This is a genomic window from Kroppenstedtia sanguinis (assembly GCF_050433445.1).
GTDB lineage: Bacteria > Bacillota > Bacilli > Thermoactinomycetales > DSM-45169 > Kroppenstedtia > Kroppenstedtia sanguinis.
In genome coordinates this window covers 131,374-148,427 of sequence record NZ_JBNPXF010000002.1, presented here as the reverse complement: position 1 = coordinate 148,427, position 17,054 = coordinate 131,374, and the positions used below count along the sequence as shown (strand labels likewise).

Here is a 17,054-nt window from a genome sequence, read left to right as displayed (position 1 = left end):
ACATAGGTTCGCAAAATTATAGTATGATATAATCGGGCCCGGCGATCGGTGAACTCAGCCGATCCATTTAGGTCTGGGTATTGCGATGTTCTTCTGTTTTTTAGGTCTTGGTCTTTCTATATGGAAGGTACCTGTGGTCAGGTGCCTTTTTTTTTGCCAAATTCATTGGTGATTTCAGGCAGATCGTTGATATAATGATGAGAGGTTTTTTAGGGGCTGGCGGCCCCACCCATATTCCCCGGTTCCGTGTGTCGGGGTTTCAATATGGAGGGAAATCGATGAAAAAGATCCTTCTGACCGGGGGGGTCCTGCTGGCTATCATGGCAGTGATCGTAACCGCCGGTTGCAATCCCATGTCCGCTTTTCAGACGGAGGCGGAACCCAATTTGAATCGTTGGGACCGTGTTGCGGCGGAAAAGAATGAGCAACTGTCTTTGACCCCATTGAAACTGAAACCGTACGCTGATGAGGTGAGTGCGACTCTTTCCTCGCCTCAATATCAACGTTTTGCTGTCAATTCCCATTTCCGGGTAGACGGTACTGTGGAAGAATACGAAGATTTTCAATCTGACTTTGTCTGGATTGAAGTGGAAAAGGTGAAGGGGAAGCGGGAGACGGATGAAAAGGACCTTTCCTTTTACACTCATATCAACAAGGAAGGAAAGTTCAGCCGCCAGGTTTCCCTGTTTGCCGGTAAAGGGGAGTACCAGGTGACGGTCCGGCTCCCCAGTGCAGAACGGGAAGACCGGTTTTACGATTTGGCCCGCTTTCAAGTGATCAATGTCAACCCTAAGATCGATCGGGAAGTAGCCATGACTCGGGCCGGTATGCTAGCCGGTTTGAAATTGGAAGATCCGGGTGACGGCTATGTGCAAGCCGATGGGGAAATCCGGCTGAAAGGTTCCATCCAGAAGGGAGAAGCCCAGCAGGTGATGGTACGGGTGGAAAAGGACGGTCGGGAGTGGAAGCACTTGTTACGATTGCAGGAAGGTTCCTTCGACACCCGGGTCCCGCTTTTTTACGGGAAGGGAATTCATCAACTCACGGTGATGATTCCTGATTCGGAACGGGCAGACTACTACAATGAAGGGGCCACCCTGCGAGTCGACAACCGCTCTGTGGAGGAAACCACTCCGATCGAGTATTTTAAGCATTACGACAGTCGGGGGGTCAAACTGGAGCAGCCTCTCGCCGGAGGTGGCAAGGGGGAAATGAAATACCGAATCAAGGGCTCCATCGACCCGAAAGCTCCCCACGCGGCAAAAACCAAACATCTGATTGTCCAGACGAAGAAGGACGGAGAGGAAGCCACTTATTTCATCCCCGTGAAAAATTACCGGTTTGATGGATCCTTCTGGCTCCGCTTTGGCAAAGGGGCCTACGAAGTGACTGTCAATGTTCCTGAAATCACGGACCAACAACGGGACTATTTCCGCTTTTTCGGGGTGGCGCGCTTTACAGTGAACAACACTGCGGATCAGGACTTGCGCAATCGGCTTCCCTCCCGAGGGATCCAATCAGATGATCCCTCTATTCAGCAACTGGCCCAGAATTTGACCCAAGGGAAACAGACCGAGCGGGAAAAGGCCATGGCGATCTATCAATATGTGGCCCAGAATATCCGCTACGACGTGTGGAAATTCCGGACAGATGCTTTTAAATATGATGACTCGGCAATCAAAGCGCTCCAGCAGAAGAAGGGAGTCTGTCAGGACTATAGTTTTCTCGCCATCGCTCTGCTCCGCTCCATCGATATGGAAGCTCGCTTTGTGGAGGGTGAGGCTGACGGAAATCGTCATGCCTGGGTGGAAGTGAAGGTGGATGGAAAATGGATCACGATGGACCCTACCTGGGGGGCAGGGTATATCGATGCCCAGGATCGGTTTGTAAAAAGATATACTTCCAAGTATTTCGATCCCGATCCCTCAGTTTTATCCAAAACCCATCAACGGACAGGTGTAATGTATTGAGCATGGCTGGGGCCAATGTTTATCCCTTGACGCCCTGTGACCCGATAACAAGGGCACAGGGTTTTTCTCTGGGGAGGATGGGATCGCAGGCCGGATGGAGTAGGTTACACAGAGTGACAACCTGAAGTTGCGTCGGGGTGCGCTCAGAACGATCTTTACTTAAGCTATTGCATATCTGATCATGCAAGTAGTGAGGGCCCGACCTCCAGCTATGGATGGATCAGACACATCTAACCGCAGGGCTGTTGATGAACCCTAAAGTGGATGATGGGAACAAAACGACCCTTTCGCTCTTCCCATTGCCTCCATCGTAAAATATGGCTTGAGGGGACGGGGATGGGGTGACGGCTCCGATCTCTTGCAAAAAGCGCAAAGGCTCTTCATCGTCCCATCATCCCGACCTTATTTCCTGCCAAAAATAGGGCGAATCAACACGCCTGATCTAATCGGTGGAATCATGATGGCAAATCAGGAAGGGGGGGAATCATGAATTTCAGTGAGCGATTAAAAAAGGAACGAGAAAAAAGAGGTTGGTCCCAAACGGATCTCGCTGAAAAAATTCATGTCAGTCGTCAGTCCGTTTCAAAATGGGAGACGGGGTTGAATTATCCCAGTATCGAAGTGATCATTCATTTGAGTGATCTATTCGGGATTACGATCGACGAATTGTTGAGGGCTGACAAGAAATTGGAGGAAAAAGTGATTCAAGATAGTAAGCAGCTGGCTTATCCTAAATGGAAAGCGTTTTTTGACGGTATATTTTTACTAGGGGTATTTTTATTGGGGATCAAACTCATCATCTTGGGGTTACACCATTTTGTGAGTACAAGTATTGTGATTCCGGAAGGGATCCCCAAAGTACTATCCAATTTTCTACCCTTAGCCTTGATGATCCTCGGTGGGGTAGGCTCGGATCAATTAAAAGATAAATATATGGATTCATAACCCTGGGTAGCGAACACGCTACCCTGGAAGGGAGGAGCCGGTCCGGAGAATGATATACTTAATTTCGATTCAGGTGTGAACGGAGGGAGTCTATGGACCGAAAACCGGATTATCTCCATCAGGTCCAGGAAGAAGAAGAGGGCAAGATGGTGAGGCAATTGCTTCGCAATCGATATCGTTTTTCCCGCCGCATGTTCCGTCGTCTGAAGATGGCAGAAGCGGTGGAAGTGAATGGGAAGGCAGTCTATCTTACCTCCCGGGTACGCGCAGGGGATCAGATCGCTGTATTTCTCCCAGGGGATACAGGTGACGGAGTGAAACCGCAACCTCTCCCGATCCAAGTGGTGCATGAGGATGAGGATCTGATCATCCTGGATAAACAGCCGGGGATCGTGGTTCATCCCACCCGGAACTATGCAGGGGGGACCTTGGCTAACGGATTGGCCGCCTATTGGCGAGAACGGGGAGAATTTCATCTCGTGCGTCCGGTCACCCGGTTAGACAAGGATACCTCCGGTCTGATCGTATTTGCCAAACATCCCCATGCCCATGCGGTTCTATCCGGTCAGATGCAACGGAAACGCTATCAACGGGAGTACCTGGCTGTGGTTCACGGCCGGCTTGAAAAGGAAGAGGGAAGGGTGGAGGAACCGATTGCTCGTTCATGGGAAAATCCTCATCTACGTAGGGTCTCCTCAGAGGGAGCCGCCGCCTGTACCCATTATCAGGTGGTGCAACGATGGTCCCAGGTCACCTTGGTTCAGTTGCATCTGGAGACAGGGCGAACCCATCAGATCCGCGTTCACATGGCCCATCTGGGACATCCGCTGATCGGTGACACCCTCTACGGTGGACAGGCCACGGGCATCAACCGACAGGCGTTACACGCGGTGCGCCTCTCATTGATTCATCCTCGGGATGGGGAAAAGCGGGTCTGGGAATCTCCATTGCCGAAGGATATTCACCTGCTGATGGAATCTTTGCCACCATATAGAATATTGTAAATCATTAAAAAATAGACAGGAAATACTCCCCTGCAAAGCGAATGGTCTCCTTGGAGTGGTTGAAATGGAGATCATTCACACGCCTGAATCCATTTGAAATGAGGTGTTTACTTTGAAGGGGAGTATGTGGAAGGCAGGAGTACTGTCGATAGCCGTTCTGTTGTTGATCCCAGCGGGCGGTGAGCTGGGAGCGGTCTCCACAGCTGAAGCACCGGAGCCGCAGCCCGCTGGCGTGGTACCACCTCCGGCCAAAGTCGAGAAAGACGGCGGCAAAGGAGGTGGGGGCGCCGGTAGTGAACCGGGGACTTGGTTTGTGGGAGAGACGCCTCCCAATTTGGACGAGAGCAAACCTCCCATCGTCTTTGTCCAGGGGTTGCACGGACAGGCCAGTTCCTGGTGGGAGGATACGGCGTACCACGGTGCCAACGATATGTATGATTACGCCTATCATCACGGTTATCGCACAGCCTTTGTGGAGTTATACGATTCCGCCGGCGGGGATGCGGCAGACATGTGGGACAATGGAGCCCTGCTGGCTCAACAATTGGGTGAGATTCGGCAACATTTCGGCGAAAAGGTGAATATCGTTGCCCATAGCAAGGGAGGGATCGACACCCAGGCCGCCTTGATCCATTCCGGAGCGCATCCCCATGTCGGTCGAGTGATCACCCTCGGTTCTCCCCACGGGGGCTCCCATTTGGCAGATCTTGCTTACAGTTGGTGGGCCGGCTGGTTGGCGGAACTGTTGGGAGTGCGAGATGCGGGGACTGAATCCTTACAGACGGGCTATATGGATGAATTTCGCTCTGTGACGGATTCTCACACCCACGTCGGCAAAAACAGTTACCATACCTCTGCCGGCACTAGTTGGGGACCTTTCCTCTCCGCTCTGTGGGCGGGTGGAGCCTACTTGGCACCCCATGGAGATAACGATGGAATGGTCAATGTCTGGAGTACCTCCCTCCCCTATGGACAGCATATTTTTACAGAATCTTTTGATCATGATAATATTCGGATGGGGAGTACCGCTTTCCCTCAGATCGAACCTACGTTGCGATCCGTTGCCCCCTCCACTTTGGATTCGGAAGCGCTGAAGGAAGTGGCGGCCTCTGCCGCTGATGCGAAGAATTCCAAGGGTTCGGAGCAGGTAGTTCGTGGAGACGCCCTCACTGCAGGCACTCCAGTGGAAGAAGAGATAGCTGTGGAATCAGGGGTGGGAGAGGCGATTTTCAATCTGATGACCGGAGATCCATCGGCTGAAGTCCGCTTGATCTCTCCCTCCGGTAAGGTATACGACCCCCAGAGTGCTCCATACTACCGCACCGAAGCAGATGAGGGAATCTTTCGCAGGGCGGTTGTCCAAGGTTACCGAATCTCGGATCCAGAGGTAGGACAATGGAAGGTTCGTCTCGTTTCCGAAAAAGAGGATGCATATCTGTTGACTGCAACTTGGATGGACAGTGCCGGGGTTGAAGTGGATGTCCCAGCTTCGAGAAAATCCGGACAGGATGTTCCGGTTCGGGTGCAACTGCCCCCAGGGTGGAAAGCGAAACCGGAGGATGTGAAGGTTCACCTGATTCCGTCGAAGGCGGGTAGCATTCACCAAATGAAAGCTGAGGGTTTTCACGGAAAACTGGATGAGACAGGGGAAAAGAGATCTTCTTTCACCGGTCATCTTCCGAAGTTGGCGAAATCTGGCGTTTATAATTTGACGGTGGATGTTCAGGGAGTCAATGAGAAAGGAGAAAACTTTCAGCGCACCGTAATCCGTTCCTTCCACCTTCCGTGACTCTCTATCAAAAATGGAGTCTGGCCCGCCTTTTTGGCGGGTTTTTCACATCCATACTGAATGACCTGACACGCTTCCGAACCAAATTTTGAATCAACTCGATGGGGATGGCGGCAGCGACTTAAAATTCTTTTTTGGCTTTTTGATAACTGGGAATTTGGACTATCCAGACAGGTGATGGGGAAATGGCCGCGTTCTTTCGTGAGAAGTTGCATAACACAAAAACCACTGTACATACAAACAGTGGTTTTGTAACAAAACGGAGATTCTGCAACAAACTTTATCCCGGTTACGTTATAATGAGAGGGTATTTATTTCATACAGGCATTATCCTTTCCCACCTGTCTTTTGAAAGTACAGGCCGAGGCCAAACCAGAGAAGCGAACCGGCCAGTCCCAGGGACAGACCGGTGAGACCGTACATTTTCCAGAAGAGGAGGGATGCGAGGATGCCGATGAACCCAGTAAACCGGCAGGCAAACACCGCTGCTTGGGTGTTCATGGAATCACCTCGTTCCCACTATACCATAACGGAAAGAAGCGGAGAAAGAGGTTGATACGTTTGCCTAGGGTGAGACCTTTCCAGAAACTATTGGATTTTGAAGATTAAAGATTTCGCCGTTATTCTCAGCTCTCGTAATCTAATTGAAATTACAGACAAAACCGGGAAATGATGGGATGCAGGGGGTTTGAAGTGATGGATAAATATCAGACGATGTCGGGGGGCGTACCGTCGCGGTCACGTAGCACCGGCCGCAAAACGAAACGTCGTTCCCTTGCGGGCCGTTCCTCCCGGGGCGGTCAAGGAGGCGGCAACGGGAAACGTTTCCGTTTCTTCAACAAAAAATGGATTTTGCTGGTCTTGATGACCACGCTCCTGTTGGTGGTCGGAGGTTGTTCTGCAGTTTTGATGAGTGCCAAGACCTACAACATGGATGAAGTTAAAAAGAGTATGGAAAGCTCGTCTACCGTTTATGATCGTGACGGAAAAAAAGTGATGCAACTCGGCTCCACGAACCGGGAGTATGTAAAACTGAAAGATGTGAAGTCTCCGGAATTATACCAGGCTTTTGTCGCAGTGGAGGATGAGCGTTTTTACAATCACCACGGAGTAGACTATTGGAGTATGGGACGGGCGGTGGTCAAGAACATCGTCGCTTTGGGCAAAGCTGAAGGTGGCGGGACGATCACCATGCAGGTGGCCCGGAACGCGGTGATCAAAGACCGGAAGAAGACTTATTCCAGAAAATTGGATGAGATGATGGCCGCCTTGAGTCTGGAGAAAGAAGTAAAGAAATCTAAGATTCTGGAGACCTATCTCAACTATATCGATTTCGGGAATAACGTGCAGGGGATCAAGATGGCGGCCAAGATCTACTTTGACAAAGATATTACCAAAGAGAAGCTGGAACCCCATGAGATCGCCATGTTGGCGGGGTTACCCAAGGCACCTTACGGTTACGATCCCTTCAACTTCCCGGAGAAAGCCAAGTTCCGTCGCAATGTGGTGCTGAACAAGATGGCAGAGGAGACGGAAGCTCCCTTCGGTGCGTTGATCACCCAGGAGGAAGCGGAAAAGTATAAAAAGATGGGCCTGGGTGTCAAAAAGGACGCAGCCAAAAAGCACCTCAAACGAAGCAAATACTACGCTTATAAAAGTCTGATCCTCAATGAAATCGAGGAGCGTTATCCGGGGATCGATTCAAAGGATCTGGTTAACGGAGGGTACAAGATCTACACCTCCCTGGACCCCAAGATGCAAAAGGCGGCAGAAGAAGCCTTGGAGAAGGATGAATATTTTATCGACAAGGATAGCGGCCAGAAATTGAAGCCGGAGGAACTGAACGCCGCTATGACGTTCCTCGATGCGAAAACCGGGGAGATCGTGGCTGTGGGCGGTGGCCGTGACTACAAGCCGGGATTCTACAATTGGTCGATCACCAACCGGCAGCCGGGGTCATCGATCAAGCCGATCACCGTTTACGGTCCGGCGATCAAGGATCATAATTTCAATGAATTCACGATGGTGAAGGACGAGCCGATCAAAATCGGTGACTGGGAACCGAAGAACATGAGTCGTAAGGTTTATGGAGATATCCCGATGCAAGAAATGGTGAACAACTCCTTGAACCTCTCCACCATCCGAATCTTACAGGATACGGTGAAGCTGCCGGCAGCAGCAGAATATGCGAAAAAAGCGGGGATCGAGCTGGATGACAAGGATAAAGGCAGTTATGCCGCCTTGGCCCTGGGTGGGATGACCGAAGGGACCACCACAGTCAAGATCGCCCAGTCCTATGCCACCTTCGCCAATATGACGGGGGCAACCAAGGACGCACATGCTGTGGTCAAGATCGTGGCTCCCCAGGAGAACAACCGGGTCCTCGAGCCAGCGAAACCGATTAAAAAGCATGAGGTGTTTGATCCCAAAACGTCCTGGTACATGACCCGGATGCTTCTGAATAACGTCGAGGAAGGAACCGGGACCAACGCCCAGATCCCAGGTCATCAAGTGGCTGGGAAAACGGGGACCACTCAGAGCAGCAAAGAGGCTTGGTTTGTGGGTTATACATCGAAGTATGTGGGCGCGGTCACGGTGTTCAACCAATACGACAAAAACAATGAGAACGATGTGGAGCTCTCCGGTGGTGGTTACGCAGCCCCCATCTTCCAAGATGTGATGAGCAAAGCTCTGGAAGGGCAGTCGCCCCAGATGTTCCAGAAACCATCAGGCGTGCCGGAACCCGAGCCGCCCTTTGAACTGAAGCCGATCACGGACCTCAGGGGTGGATTTGACGGCAGTTCCCAGGTGAATCTGCAGTGGTCCGATGCCTCCAGCCGGTTGAAATACCAGGTGGAGCGTTCGGAAGACGGTTCCAACTGGAATGCCATCGGTGAGACTTCGGATGGCTCCTATACTGACAGCGATATTGAAGTACCTGATGGTGGAGAGAAGTCTTACCATTACCGAGTGATCGCCATCGATACCAAGGCAGAGGATTCCGAGAACCAGAAGTCCGAACCCTCCAATGTGATGACGATCCGCATCACTTCAAAGGAGGAAGAGCCACCTGAAGAGGATGGCGAAGAAGAGGAGGAGACTGAGGAACCACCCCAGGATCAGGGACAGGATCAGAATCCCAACGGCGGTGACGTGTTCCCTCCTCCTCCGGAAGGGGATCGTCCCCCCGGCCGTGATCAGGGTGAAAATGAAGATGAAGGGAATAACGAATGGCCGTGGTGAAGATAACGGTCTAAGCAAGATCGGTCCGAAGGGACCGGTCTTTTTTTGTGCATTTGTATGAAGTGATTGGAAAAGGAAATCTATTGGATATAAAGGAAGAATTGGAGTACTATAGACACAGGTATAGTCAGTAGACGGATCGAGATGGAGAAGCCCAAGGACATGGGAGGTTGGGAAGCATGAAGGAAAAACGGGCCGAGGTCAGGAAGCGAAAAAAAGGGTCCAGACGGCTGTTAAACCGGAAATGGATCCTGCTTGTGTTGATCACGACAGCTTTGTTGGTAGCGGGAGCCTGTTCCGTGATCATGGTGTCGGCCAAATCGATGCCTCTCGACCGATTGAAGCATGTCGACGTGGCTTCTACCATCTACGATGTGAACAATCGTCCGGCGACCAAACTGGGATCCACCAACAAGGAATATGTTCATATGGAGGATGTCCCATCGCGAAAACTGATTGAAGGTGCTTTTGTCGCCGTGGAAGACCGCCGGTTTTATAATCATCATGGCGTTGACTTCAAAGGTTTGATGCGGGCGATGGTTCATAATGTGCTGCAAGGTAGAAAGGCAGAGGGTGGGGGCACGATCACAATGCAGGTGGCCCGCAATGTCATTCTGGAAAGCAATACGAAAACCTATGCTCGTAAATTGAAAGAAGTAGCCGTCGCATGGAATCTGGAACGAAAATATCACAAGAAAGATATCCTGGAAGCTTATCTCAACTTTATCTACTTCGGTAATGATGTGCAGGGTATCCAGATGGCATCCAAAATCTACTTTGGAAAAGATTTGACCCGGGAGAAGCTGGAGCCCCAGGAGGCTGCTTTGTTGGCGGCCCTTCCCAAGGCTCCGTCCACATACAATCCCTATCGGAACGAGGAGAAAGCGCTGGAGCGGCGAAACCTGGTTCTCGATTTGATGGCGAGGGAAGGAGTGATTTCTCAGGAGGAACGGGATCGTCTCCACCAGACCGAGCTGGGTGTGGATCGAAAACACCTGAAGAAATACTTGAAGACAGATAAGTATGTAGCTTTTAAACATCTGGTGATGGAAGAGGCGAAGGAACGGTATGGCATCTCCGAGACGGAACTAGCCACCGGAGGATACAAAATACAGACCCATCTGGCGCCCCAGGCTCAGTTGGCGATGGAGAAAGCTTTCGATGATGATGCTCTCTTTCAGAAAAAAGAGGAGCTGGACGGCGGAGCGACGATGATCCACCCTCAAACCGGGGGGATCGCCGCCATTGCCGGTGGGCGTGAATATAAGGGGCAGGGATATGTTCTTCGCTCCAAGGAAGAATTGAAGCAACCGGGGTCAGCCATCAAACCGATCACGGTCTATGCTCCTGCCGTACAAGAAAAGGGATACGATGAATATTCCGTGGTTCCGGATCCACCGGGTTTTCGCATTGGTAACTGGCAACCGAAAAACTTTCAGCAACGTTATTTTGGCAAGTTGCCACTGAAACAGGTGCTGGCCAAATCTCTCAACGTGGCTACGGCCTGGCTGTTGGAAAATAAAGTGGGACGGGAGACTGCGGTGGAGTATGCCACCCGGATGGGACTACAACTGAATCACAAGGATCGATCCTCGGATGCTGGACTGGCTCTCGGGGGCCTGACCGAAGGGGTGAACACGATCCAGATGGCCCAGGCTTACTCTCCCTTTGCCAATAACGGCCACATGACCGACGCTCATGCTATCCGGAAGATTACTCGGGAGAATCGGGAATGGAAAGCGGAGAAAGAAGTGGAGAGGAATCAGCAGGTCTTGACTCCAAAAACCGCCTACTATCTGACCCGGATGATGCACTACAACGTTCAACAAGGGACGGGGACGAGTGCCCGTCTTCCAGATGGACGAGATGTGGCCGGAAAGACAGGGACGACGCAGAACAGCCGGGAGGCTTGGTTTGTAGGTTACACCCGGGAGTATGTAATGTCCGCTATGGTTTTCAATCAAGGAGATGGCAAAGTGGAACTTTCTGGCGGAGGCTATCCGGCGAAGATTTTTCGAAGAGTGATGGCGGAAGCTTTGCAGGGAACCCAGATCAGCCGTTTCTCCAATCCAGGTGTGCCGGAGCCCCGTCCTCCCTTCCAATTGAAGCCGGTCCAACTGTCTGCATCCTACGATGCCGATCAACAAGTGGTCCGGTTGAAGTGGAACGATTATTCCGGCCGTCTGAAATATCGGGTGGAACGTTCCGAGGAAGGGGGCAACTGGCAGGCGATCGGAGAGACCTCTTCCGGTGCTTATACGGATGGTAGTATGGTTATTCCTGAACCGGCTGAAGGACTCCCTGGTTCAAACAGCGGGAAAAAGACCTATCAATACCGGGTGATCGCAGTCGACACCGTGGAAAACAAAGAGGCAGCTCCATCCAACACGGCACAGATCCAATTGGTTTCGGAACCCCCACCTCCAGAGCAACCGGGAGATGAGGGAGGGGATGACACCCCTGGGGATGAGGGAGGAGATCCTCCTGAAGAGGATCCGGGAGAGCCGCCGGAGACTCCCCCTGACGACGGCCCAGGGGAGCCTATCCCCCTTCCGGATCAGGGAGACCAGGGTCCCTGGCGTCCCCCGGTTTGGGGCGGATAAAAAGGTGACCTCCCACTGCATGGGAATGGTGGAGCAGGGCAGACTAGGGTGTGGCAGATCTGGGGTTCGTATAAACTTTGACTCCGGAATGTGAAACCCCATCCCGATCGGCCCCGTCCAACATTTATTCACGACGCTTTGGGTTCAGCCGGAACCTGGCGGCAAAGGAGAGGTACATCCCATGAAGAAGCGGGAAAATTTCAGCCCGGAACAAAAACGCAAGGAAAAAGAGAACAAAGAAGTCCAGGACCGGAAATCGCGCCCTGGATTGGGTAACCGAAAGATGGACGGACCGGATCGTCCGAGCACCTGAACAACGAACCCCCTCCATATCGGTAGGGGGTTCGTTGTTTTTGGGCCAGCCGACGGACAGGTTCTAAACCGGGTGTTGTCCCAATAGACTGTTTCTACGGGGACGAGTTCAGTCGGGGAGGGGTTGTCTGTGGTGTTGCATGAACGGTGGTTTACCGCTTCCCGTGTCGGTTTCACCTATATTGGCACGGTGGTGGGAGCGGGCTTCGCTTCTGGACAGGAAATCATGCAATTTTTTACGGTCAGCGGCTTTAAAAGCTTGTTTGCCATCTTGCTGGTGACCGTGCTGTTTTCTTGGTTGGGGATCCGGATGATGGTGATTGGGGCTCGCCTACAAGCCCGTTCCTATGAGGAGTTTAATAATTACTTGTTTGGTCCCGGTGTAGGCCGTTGGATGAACGGATTCGTGGGAGTCATACTCTTTGGGGTGACCACCGCGATGATGTCCGGGACTGGGGCTCTGTTCCAGGAGCAGTTGGGACTCTCCTTTCACTTTGGAGTGATTGTCACCTCCCTGATTGCCTTTTTGGTGATCATCAAAGGGATGGAAGGAATTTTGAATGTCAATGCGTTGGTGGTTCCCTGCATGTTTGCCTTCACCCTGGTGGTGGGAATCCAGGGACTGTCAGGGCCGGGTCTCGGTCAATTTTTGGCGATGGAACCCATGGAAGGAGCCCGGAACTGGGTCGTCTCCGCCATTACTTACGCCGCATTTAACCTGGCAATGTCACAGTCGGTGCTGATTCCCATGGGAGGGGAGATCCAGGATGAAAAGACACTCCGGCTTGGAGGAATCCTGGGGGGGGTCGGCTTGGGAGTGATGCTGTTGGCCAGCAATTTTGCCTTGGCACTCAAAATTCCCGAGATCTTTCAACTGGAGATTCCCATCGCACTGGTGATCTCCACCCTGGGGGATGGAATGAAATATTTTTTTTTAGCAGTGATGTGGGGTGAAATATTTACCACACTCATCGGGAATGTCTATGGATTGGCCGCCAATCTGGAAAATTGGATTCCGGTTCGGATCAATACGCTGATGGCTCTGATCTTTATCCTAGGATATGTCTGCTCCCTGATCGGGTTCCCGGTATTCGTAGGGTATATCTATCCCTTCTTCGGCTATTGCGGACTGTTGACGTTGCTCCTATTGACATTTTGCAAATATCCGGCCATTCAGAGATGAGATGCTTCGGATTTTCCTAAATGGAGCGGAATCGGATAGAATAGAACGGGAAGCCAATGAAAGGGGAGAGTTTATTTGGATGTGATGGATGCCATTCGGTCCCGGAGGAGTATTGGTAAAGTGAGTGAAACCATGCCGGACCCACAACTGATCGAAAAAGTGCTGGAAGCGGCTCGTTGGGCTCCCAACCATCATATGACCCAACCTTGGAAATTCTTTGTATTGACCGGAGATGCCCGGGTGAGGTTGGGAAAAGTGCTGAGCGAGATCAAAGCGGAGGGGTGGACGGAAGAGGAGCGAGAAGCACAAGCTGAAAGTTTGCAACGAGAGGAACGGAAGCCCTTGAGGGCACCTGTAGTTATCGCTACAGCTGTCCATCCTTCCGAGGATCCAAAGGTAGAGGAAATCGAAGAGATCTGCGCCGTGGCCGCCGGGGTTCAGAATGGGCTACTTACTGCTCATGCTCTGGGGTTGGGAGCGATCTGGCGTACAGGTAAGCCGACTTACCACCCAAGGATGAAGGAGTTTTTTCAACTAGGGGAAAGAGAAACCTTGCTCGGGTTTTTGTACATCGGTTACCCCTCCATTCTTCCCAAGGAACGCCCTCGGGCTCCCATGGAGGAGAAAGTGGAATGGTGGGATCAGTAATGTTCCATCCTTTTTAGGGAAAACCTCCTGTCACCGGTTCCCGGTTGTGCGATCTGCCTGAAAGGGAGAGGGAGAACATGATATGGATCTTGATTGCCGTCATCGGCTACCTGATCGGTTCACTCCCTGCCTTCGCTCTGTTTCAAAGCCGGGGAGCGCCCGGGGTGACTCATCTTTCCCCTGGTGGGTTCCGTCCGGGAAAAGGTCTGCGGGATGGCATGATCTTCGCAGGATTGCAAATAGGGAAAGGGGCGTTGGCTACCCTGATCGGGTTATTGCTGGCAGGGTGGTCGGGAGGTGCACTGGCAGCCGCGGCAGCTGTGCTGGGGGATCTGTTTCCCCTGTTTCGGCCCGTCCACAGCGGGGGAGTGGCCGTCGCTGCAGGGGGCTTGCTGATCCTGAGTCCGCTGTTGCTAGCAGTGGGGTTGGGCATCTATTTGCTGACTCTTTTTCTCACCCGTTATTTTTCCGTCTCTGTACTTTTTGCTTCCATCGGGGTTATCCTCTTTTCCCTTGTTTTATTTCCGGGGTTGTATGTGGTGCTGGTGGTATTGTTTGCAGGGGGCTTGATTCTGTTACGAAGGAAAGGGCGTCCGGATCGCTGGCGCTACTGGAGTTTTCGCCACAAGCGATGAAAAATACCTATGTCAAAGCCGCTGACGAAGGCTACTCCGTCAGCGGCTTCGATTTTTTGTTGTTCGTTTTTCAAACCGCCACTTCCACTTTATATCCGCTGAACTTGCGGATATTGATCACTCCGCTATCCAGTATGAGATATTGGGCCTTGGCTCCGAGGAGTTTGCCCTGGATCTGATCCACTTTGTCCAGGTTCAGGGGCTTGACCTTTTCCGGGAATTCCAGACAAGGGTAATGAAAGGTCAGCGGTTCTCGATCCCCCTGATAGTATCCTCGGTACTCTTCCGGGATTTTTTCCTCCATATCGGCACGTACCTCCAGCAGATCTCGGTCGGCGATCTCATTTTTGAGCATCCGTCGCCAGTTGGTCTTGTCCTTGATAAATTGCGCCAAGACCATCTCGAGCTCGCCTGCGGTTTTGCGGTCGGGAACCTCAGCGATGGGAACCGCTGTCACGGCTCCTTGGTCGATCCATCGTTTCGGCATGTTGGTTTTCCGGGTAATTCCCACTTTGACGTCATCACTGATCGCCAGATAGACGATATGAGGTTGCATGCAATGGCGTTCGCCAAAGGCAGGATCCCGACAGGTGCCCAGGTGAAAGTGGCACTGGTGAGGCTTCACAATACATAAGTCATTCTCTGCTCGGTCCCGGAAGCAAGGATAGCAGGAACCGCTGTTAAAAGTCTTTTTGATCTTTCGTCCACAGTATATACAAGCTTTTTCTCCCAAAAAGCGGATCTCCAGTTCTTCCCCTAGCAATTCGTTGATGGGTAGCTTCTGATCGGAAAAAGGCCAGAAGTAGGTAATCGGATCTGTATGCTGATGGATCAACGGCTGGACATAGCCGGTCAACTGCATAGATGAACACACTCCTTTTTCAAAACCGTGAAAAGGCCGGGCCCAAATCTATGAACATGGGTTCTAAATTCATTATGTCATATGGGATTCTTTCACGAAAGATAGGTTTCAAAGCTTCCTTGCGGCTTCTGCAGGTGAGCAATATAAAACCTTCCGGCTCAGGCGTGTTGATTAGCCATATTTTGGGTGGGGAGATCGTGTTCACCCACGCGACCGTTGCCATCCGGCAAGGAAGTGAAAACTGGCCGCTCCAAATCTGACCATCGGGCAGGGGCAAAGCTTTACGGAAGCAACACAGGGAAGAGGTTGCCCCTAAACGCCCTCCCTCCAGATTCTCCGCTGGGTAGGATGGCTACCTTTATTCCAGGGCTTCAGCCCATCGAGATTGTAGTGCCTGTGGCGCAAAGGTCGCTTTGGCAGCACACGACTCCCTTCCGCTGCCCATTTTCTGGTTAATCAACAGCCCTGCTTCCGGCTATATTCTCTCGATTTGGATTGATTTACAATAGAGTCGGTAACGGATTATACACCATATGGAAATTAAGCTTTGGATTGGAAGGGATGATATGAAAAATTCCTTGTTACGATCAGGAGAGTGCCCACCTGAAAGCCGCCGCCGAGGAATTGGAGCAACAGGGGAAGCTCTCCAATTCCACAGCTTTAACTAAAAAAATCGATCAGAGGGTTGAGATGATGAAAAAATACCGAATCAAGCAATATCAGTACCTGGAGAACCGGGTGGAAAAGGTTCTGGAGAATGCTGAAAAGAAACGGGATGAAAATCTGGAGAAGTAGGACGGATTGGAGGGAGCTGAAACCTCTGATATAGGAACTTCGTTATAATAATTGAAAGTGGCAGCGTCCTAAAGGATTAGGATTTGCATCTTGCAGAGTGGCTAGCCAATCCCCTTTTTTCATTGATTGACATATATTTTTACATGGGTTATAGTTTTGAAGAAACGATTTCGAAGGTTGAAAATGATGTCTTTGCAAGATGAAAAACCATTGCAATCCTCTTTTTAATTGATAAGAATTAGTTTAACCCCCTTGAGACGAAAAGGCCGACCCATATTGGTCGGCCTTTTCGTCTTGAAAAAATTCAGCTGAAAATTTTTTGCAGGAGCCGGGGCCGCCTCGATGGCTTCCATCAGTTGTAGAGTAGTCCCTTCGGGGTGGAAGTTAGAATCATTGTGAAACCCCATCATTTAACCAGGCGTGTGGATTAAACATATTTTGGGTAGGAAATAAGGTCGGGAGGGGGGGACGGTGAACAGCCTTTGCACCCATAGGGCACAAGTCTCGCCAGGGTCGCTTTCCGCTCCCGGGTCTCGCTATGCGTTCTTTGCAAGAGATCGTAACCGTCCTACCCACCCGGTCCCCTCATACATCAGACTTCTTCACGGGCCAGGTCGCTTGGGTAGCCGACTTCCTTCTGCTGTTCAACTTTGGTTCATCAACTTTTTCTGTCCATCTGAGGCGGTGCGGCAGGGATGTCCGCATCTGTCCTCCCTTTGCCAATTTGTTACCAGTTTTTTTCTTTGCAGGCCGCTGGCAGTCCCTATAATTGAACCAGTTCTCAGTTTCATTATATAATGGGATCACAAGTCGATAGGATGAAAAGGTCTCCCCGTCACCACGGAGAACGGGGAGTGAAAAGGGAAGGCCGGTGAGATTCCGGTGCGGTCCCGCCACTGTATTTGGGGAGCGAAGCCGCAGGATGCCACTGTTCTACAGAACGGGAAGGTGCGGCGGAGTGAGGATCCATAAGCCAGGAGACCTGCCTTTTCATCTGGGAAACTTGCGATCTCCTTCGAGGCTGAGGAGAGCAACTGCCCGGATCCTGGGATCGTTTTTTTTGAT

Annotated in this window: 12 protein-coding genes and 1 riboswitch; of the genes, 10 read left to right on the top strand and 2 right to left on the bottom strand. The window is 51.5% G+C overall.

Annotation, left to right across the window (positions count from 1 at the left end; genetic code table 11):
• Positions 1 to 278 precede the first annotated feature (278 nt).
• The 4 genes from JOD24_RS02350 (at position 279) to JOD24_RS02335 (ending at position 5,708) form a co-directional block, all read left to right on the top strand.
• Positions 279 to 1,970, top strand: a complete 1,692-nt coding sequence (locus JOD24_RS02350) for a transglutaminase-like domain-containing protein (RefSeq protein WP_429246254.1) — start codon at positions 279 to 281, stop codon at positions 1,968 to 1,970.
• 486 nt (positions 1,971 to 2,456) lie between these two features.
• The gene (locus JOD24_RS02345) at positions 2,457 to 2,915 is read left to right on the top strand and encodes a helix-turn-helix domain-containing protein (RefSeq protein ID WP_380166227.1); all 459 of its coding nucleotides are present in this window, start codon (positions 2,457 to 2,459) and stop codon (positions 2,913 to 2,915) included.
• A gap of 92 nt (positions 2,916 to 3,007) precedes the next feature.
• Positions 3,008 to 3,919 (top strand): RluA family pseudouridine synthase, encoded by a 912-nt coding sequence (locus JOD24_RS02340; protein WP_380166229.1) that lies wholly within the window; start codon positions 3,008 to 3,010, stop codon positions 3,917 to 3,919.
• 112 nt (positions 3,920 to 4,031) lie between these two features.
• Positions 4,032 to 5,708, top strand: coding sequence for an esterase/lipase family protein (locus JOD24_RS02335; protein WP_380166231.1), 1,677 nt, complete (start codon positions 4,032 to 4,034; stop codon positions 5,706 to 5,708).
• 327 nt (positions 5,709 to 6,035) lie between these two features.
• Here JOD24_RS02335 and JOD24_RS02330 read toward each other — a convergent pair whose 3' ends face one another.
• A complete protein-coding gene (locus tag JOD24_RS02330; RefSeq protein WP_380166233.1) occupies positions 6,036 to 6,209 on the bottom strand; it encodes a hypothetical protein in 174 nt (57 codons plus the stop codon).
• A 195-nt stretch (positions 6,210 to 6,404) separates the two neighbouring features.
• Here JOD24_RS02330 and JOD24_RS02325 point away from each other — a divergent pair, with 195 nt between their 5' ends.
• The 6 genes from JOD24_RS02325 to JOD24_RS02300 all read left to right on the top strand — a co-directional run bounded on the left by JOD24_RS02325 (position 6,405) and on the right by JOD24_RS02300 (position 14,332).
• A complete protein-coding gene (locus tag JOD24_RS02325) occupies positions 6,405 to 8,951 on the top strand; it encodes a transglycosylase domain-containing protein (protein ID WP_429246253.1) in 2,547 nt (848 codons plus the stop codon).
• 179 nt (positions 8,952 to 9,130) lie between these two features.
• On the top strand, positions 9,131 to 11,554 hold the full coding sequence (locus JOD24_RS02320) for a transglycosylase domain-containing protein (RefSeq protein ID WP_380166237.1): 2,424 nt from the start codon (positions 9,131 to 9,133) through the stop codon (positions 11,552 to 11,554).
• Between the two features lie 181 nt (positions 11,555 to 11,735).
• Positions 11,736 to 11,867, top strand: coding sequence for a hypothetical protein (locus JOD24_RS02315; RefSeq protein ID WP_380166239.1), 132 nt, complete (start codon positions 11,736 to 11,738; stop codon positions 11,865 to 11,867).
• Positions 11,868 to 11,996: 129 nt separating this feature from the next.
• Positions 11,997 to 13,049: a YkvI family membrane protein gene (locus JOD24_RS02310; RefSeq protein WP_380166241.1), complete on the top strand. Its 1,053-nt coding sequence runs from the start codon at positions 11,997 to 11,999 to the stop codon at positions 13,047 to 13,049.
• 84 nt (positions 13,050 to 13,133) lie between these two features.
• Positions 13,134 to 13,697, top strand: coding sequence for a nitroreductase family protein (locus tag JOD24_RS02305; protein WP_380166323.1), 564 nt, complete (start codon positions 13,134 to 13,136; stop codon positions 13,695 to 13,697).
• Positions 13,698 to 13,774: 77 nt separating this feature from the next.
• Complete coding sequence (locus tag JOD24_RS02300; RefSeq protein WP_380166243.1) at positions 13,775 to 14,332, top strand: glycerol-3-phosphate acyltransferase; 558 nt, start codon at positions 13,775 to 13,777, stop codon at positions 14,330 to 14,332.
• A gap of 70 nt (positions 14,333 to 14,402) precedes the next feature.
• On the opposite strand, the gene JOD24_RS02295 is transcribed toward JOD24_RS02300, so the two are convergent.
• Complete coding sequence (locus JOD24_RS02295; RefSeq protein WP_380166245.1) at positions 14,403 to 15,194, bottom strand: DUF2797 domain-containing protein; 792 nt, start codon at positions 15,192 to 15,194, stop codon at positions 14,403 to 14,405.
• A gap of 1,602 nt (positions 15,195 to 16,796) precedes the next feature.
• Positions 16,797 to 16,993: riboswitch (cobalamin riboswitch) on the top strand.
• The last annotated feature ends 61 nt before the right edge of the window (positions 16,994 to 17,054 follow it).

Excerpts from the sequence above, each read along its gene's own strand:
- JOD24_RS02350 (WP_429246254.1), top strand. The coding sequence starts at position 279 with ATGAAAAAGATCCTTCTGACCGGGGGGGTCCTGCTGGCTATCATGGCA.
- JOD24_RS02345 (WP_380166227.1), top strand. The coding sequence starts at position 2,457 with ATGAATTTCAGTGAGCGATTAAAAAAGGAACGAGAAAAAAGAGGTTGG.
- JOD24_RS02340 (WP_380166229.1), top strand. The coding sequence starts at position 3,008 with ATGGACCGAAAACCGGATTATCTCCATCAGGTCCAGGAAGAAGAAGAG.
- JOD24_RS02330 (WP_380166233.1), bottom strand. The coding sequence starts at position 6,209 with ATGAACACCCAAGCAGCGGTGTTTGCCTGCCGGTTTACTGGGTTCATC.
- JOD24_RS02325 (WP_429246253.1), top strand. The coding sequence starts at position 6,405 with ATGGATAAATATCAGACGATGTCGGGGGGCGTACCGTCGCGGTCACGT.
- JOD24_RS02320 (WP_380166237.1), top strand. The coding sequence starts at position 9,131 with ATGAAGGAAAAACGGGCCGAGGTCAGGAAGCGAAAAAAAGGGTCCAGA.
- JOD24_RS02315 (WP_380166239.1), top strand. The coding sequence starts at position 11,736 with ATGAAGAAGCGGGAAAATTTCAGCCCGGAACAAAAACGCAAGGAAAAA.
- JOD24_RS02305 (WP_380166323.1), top strand. The coding sequence starts at position 13,134 with ATGGATGCCATTCGGTCCCGGAGGAGTATTGGTAAAGTGAGTGAAACC.
- JOD24_RS02300 (WP_380166243.1), top strand. The coding sequence starts at position 13,775 with ATGATATGGATCTTGATTGCCGTCATCGGCTACCTGATCGGTTCACTC.
- JOD24_RS02295 (WP_380166245.1), bottom strand. The coding sequence starts at position 15,194 with ATGCAGTTGACCGGCTATGTCCAGCCGTTGATCCATCAGCATACAGAT.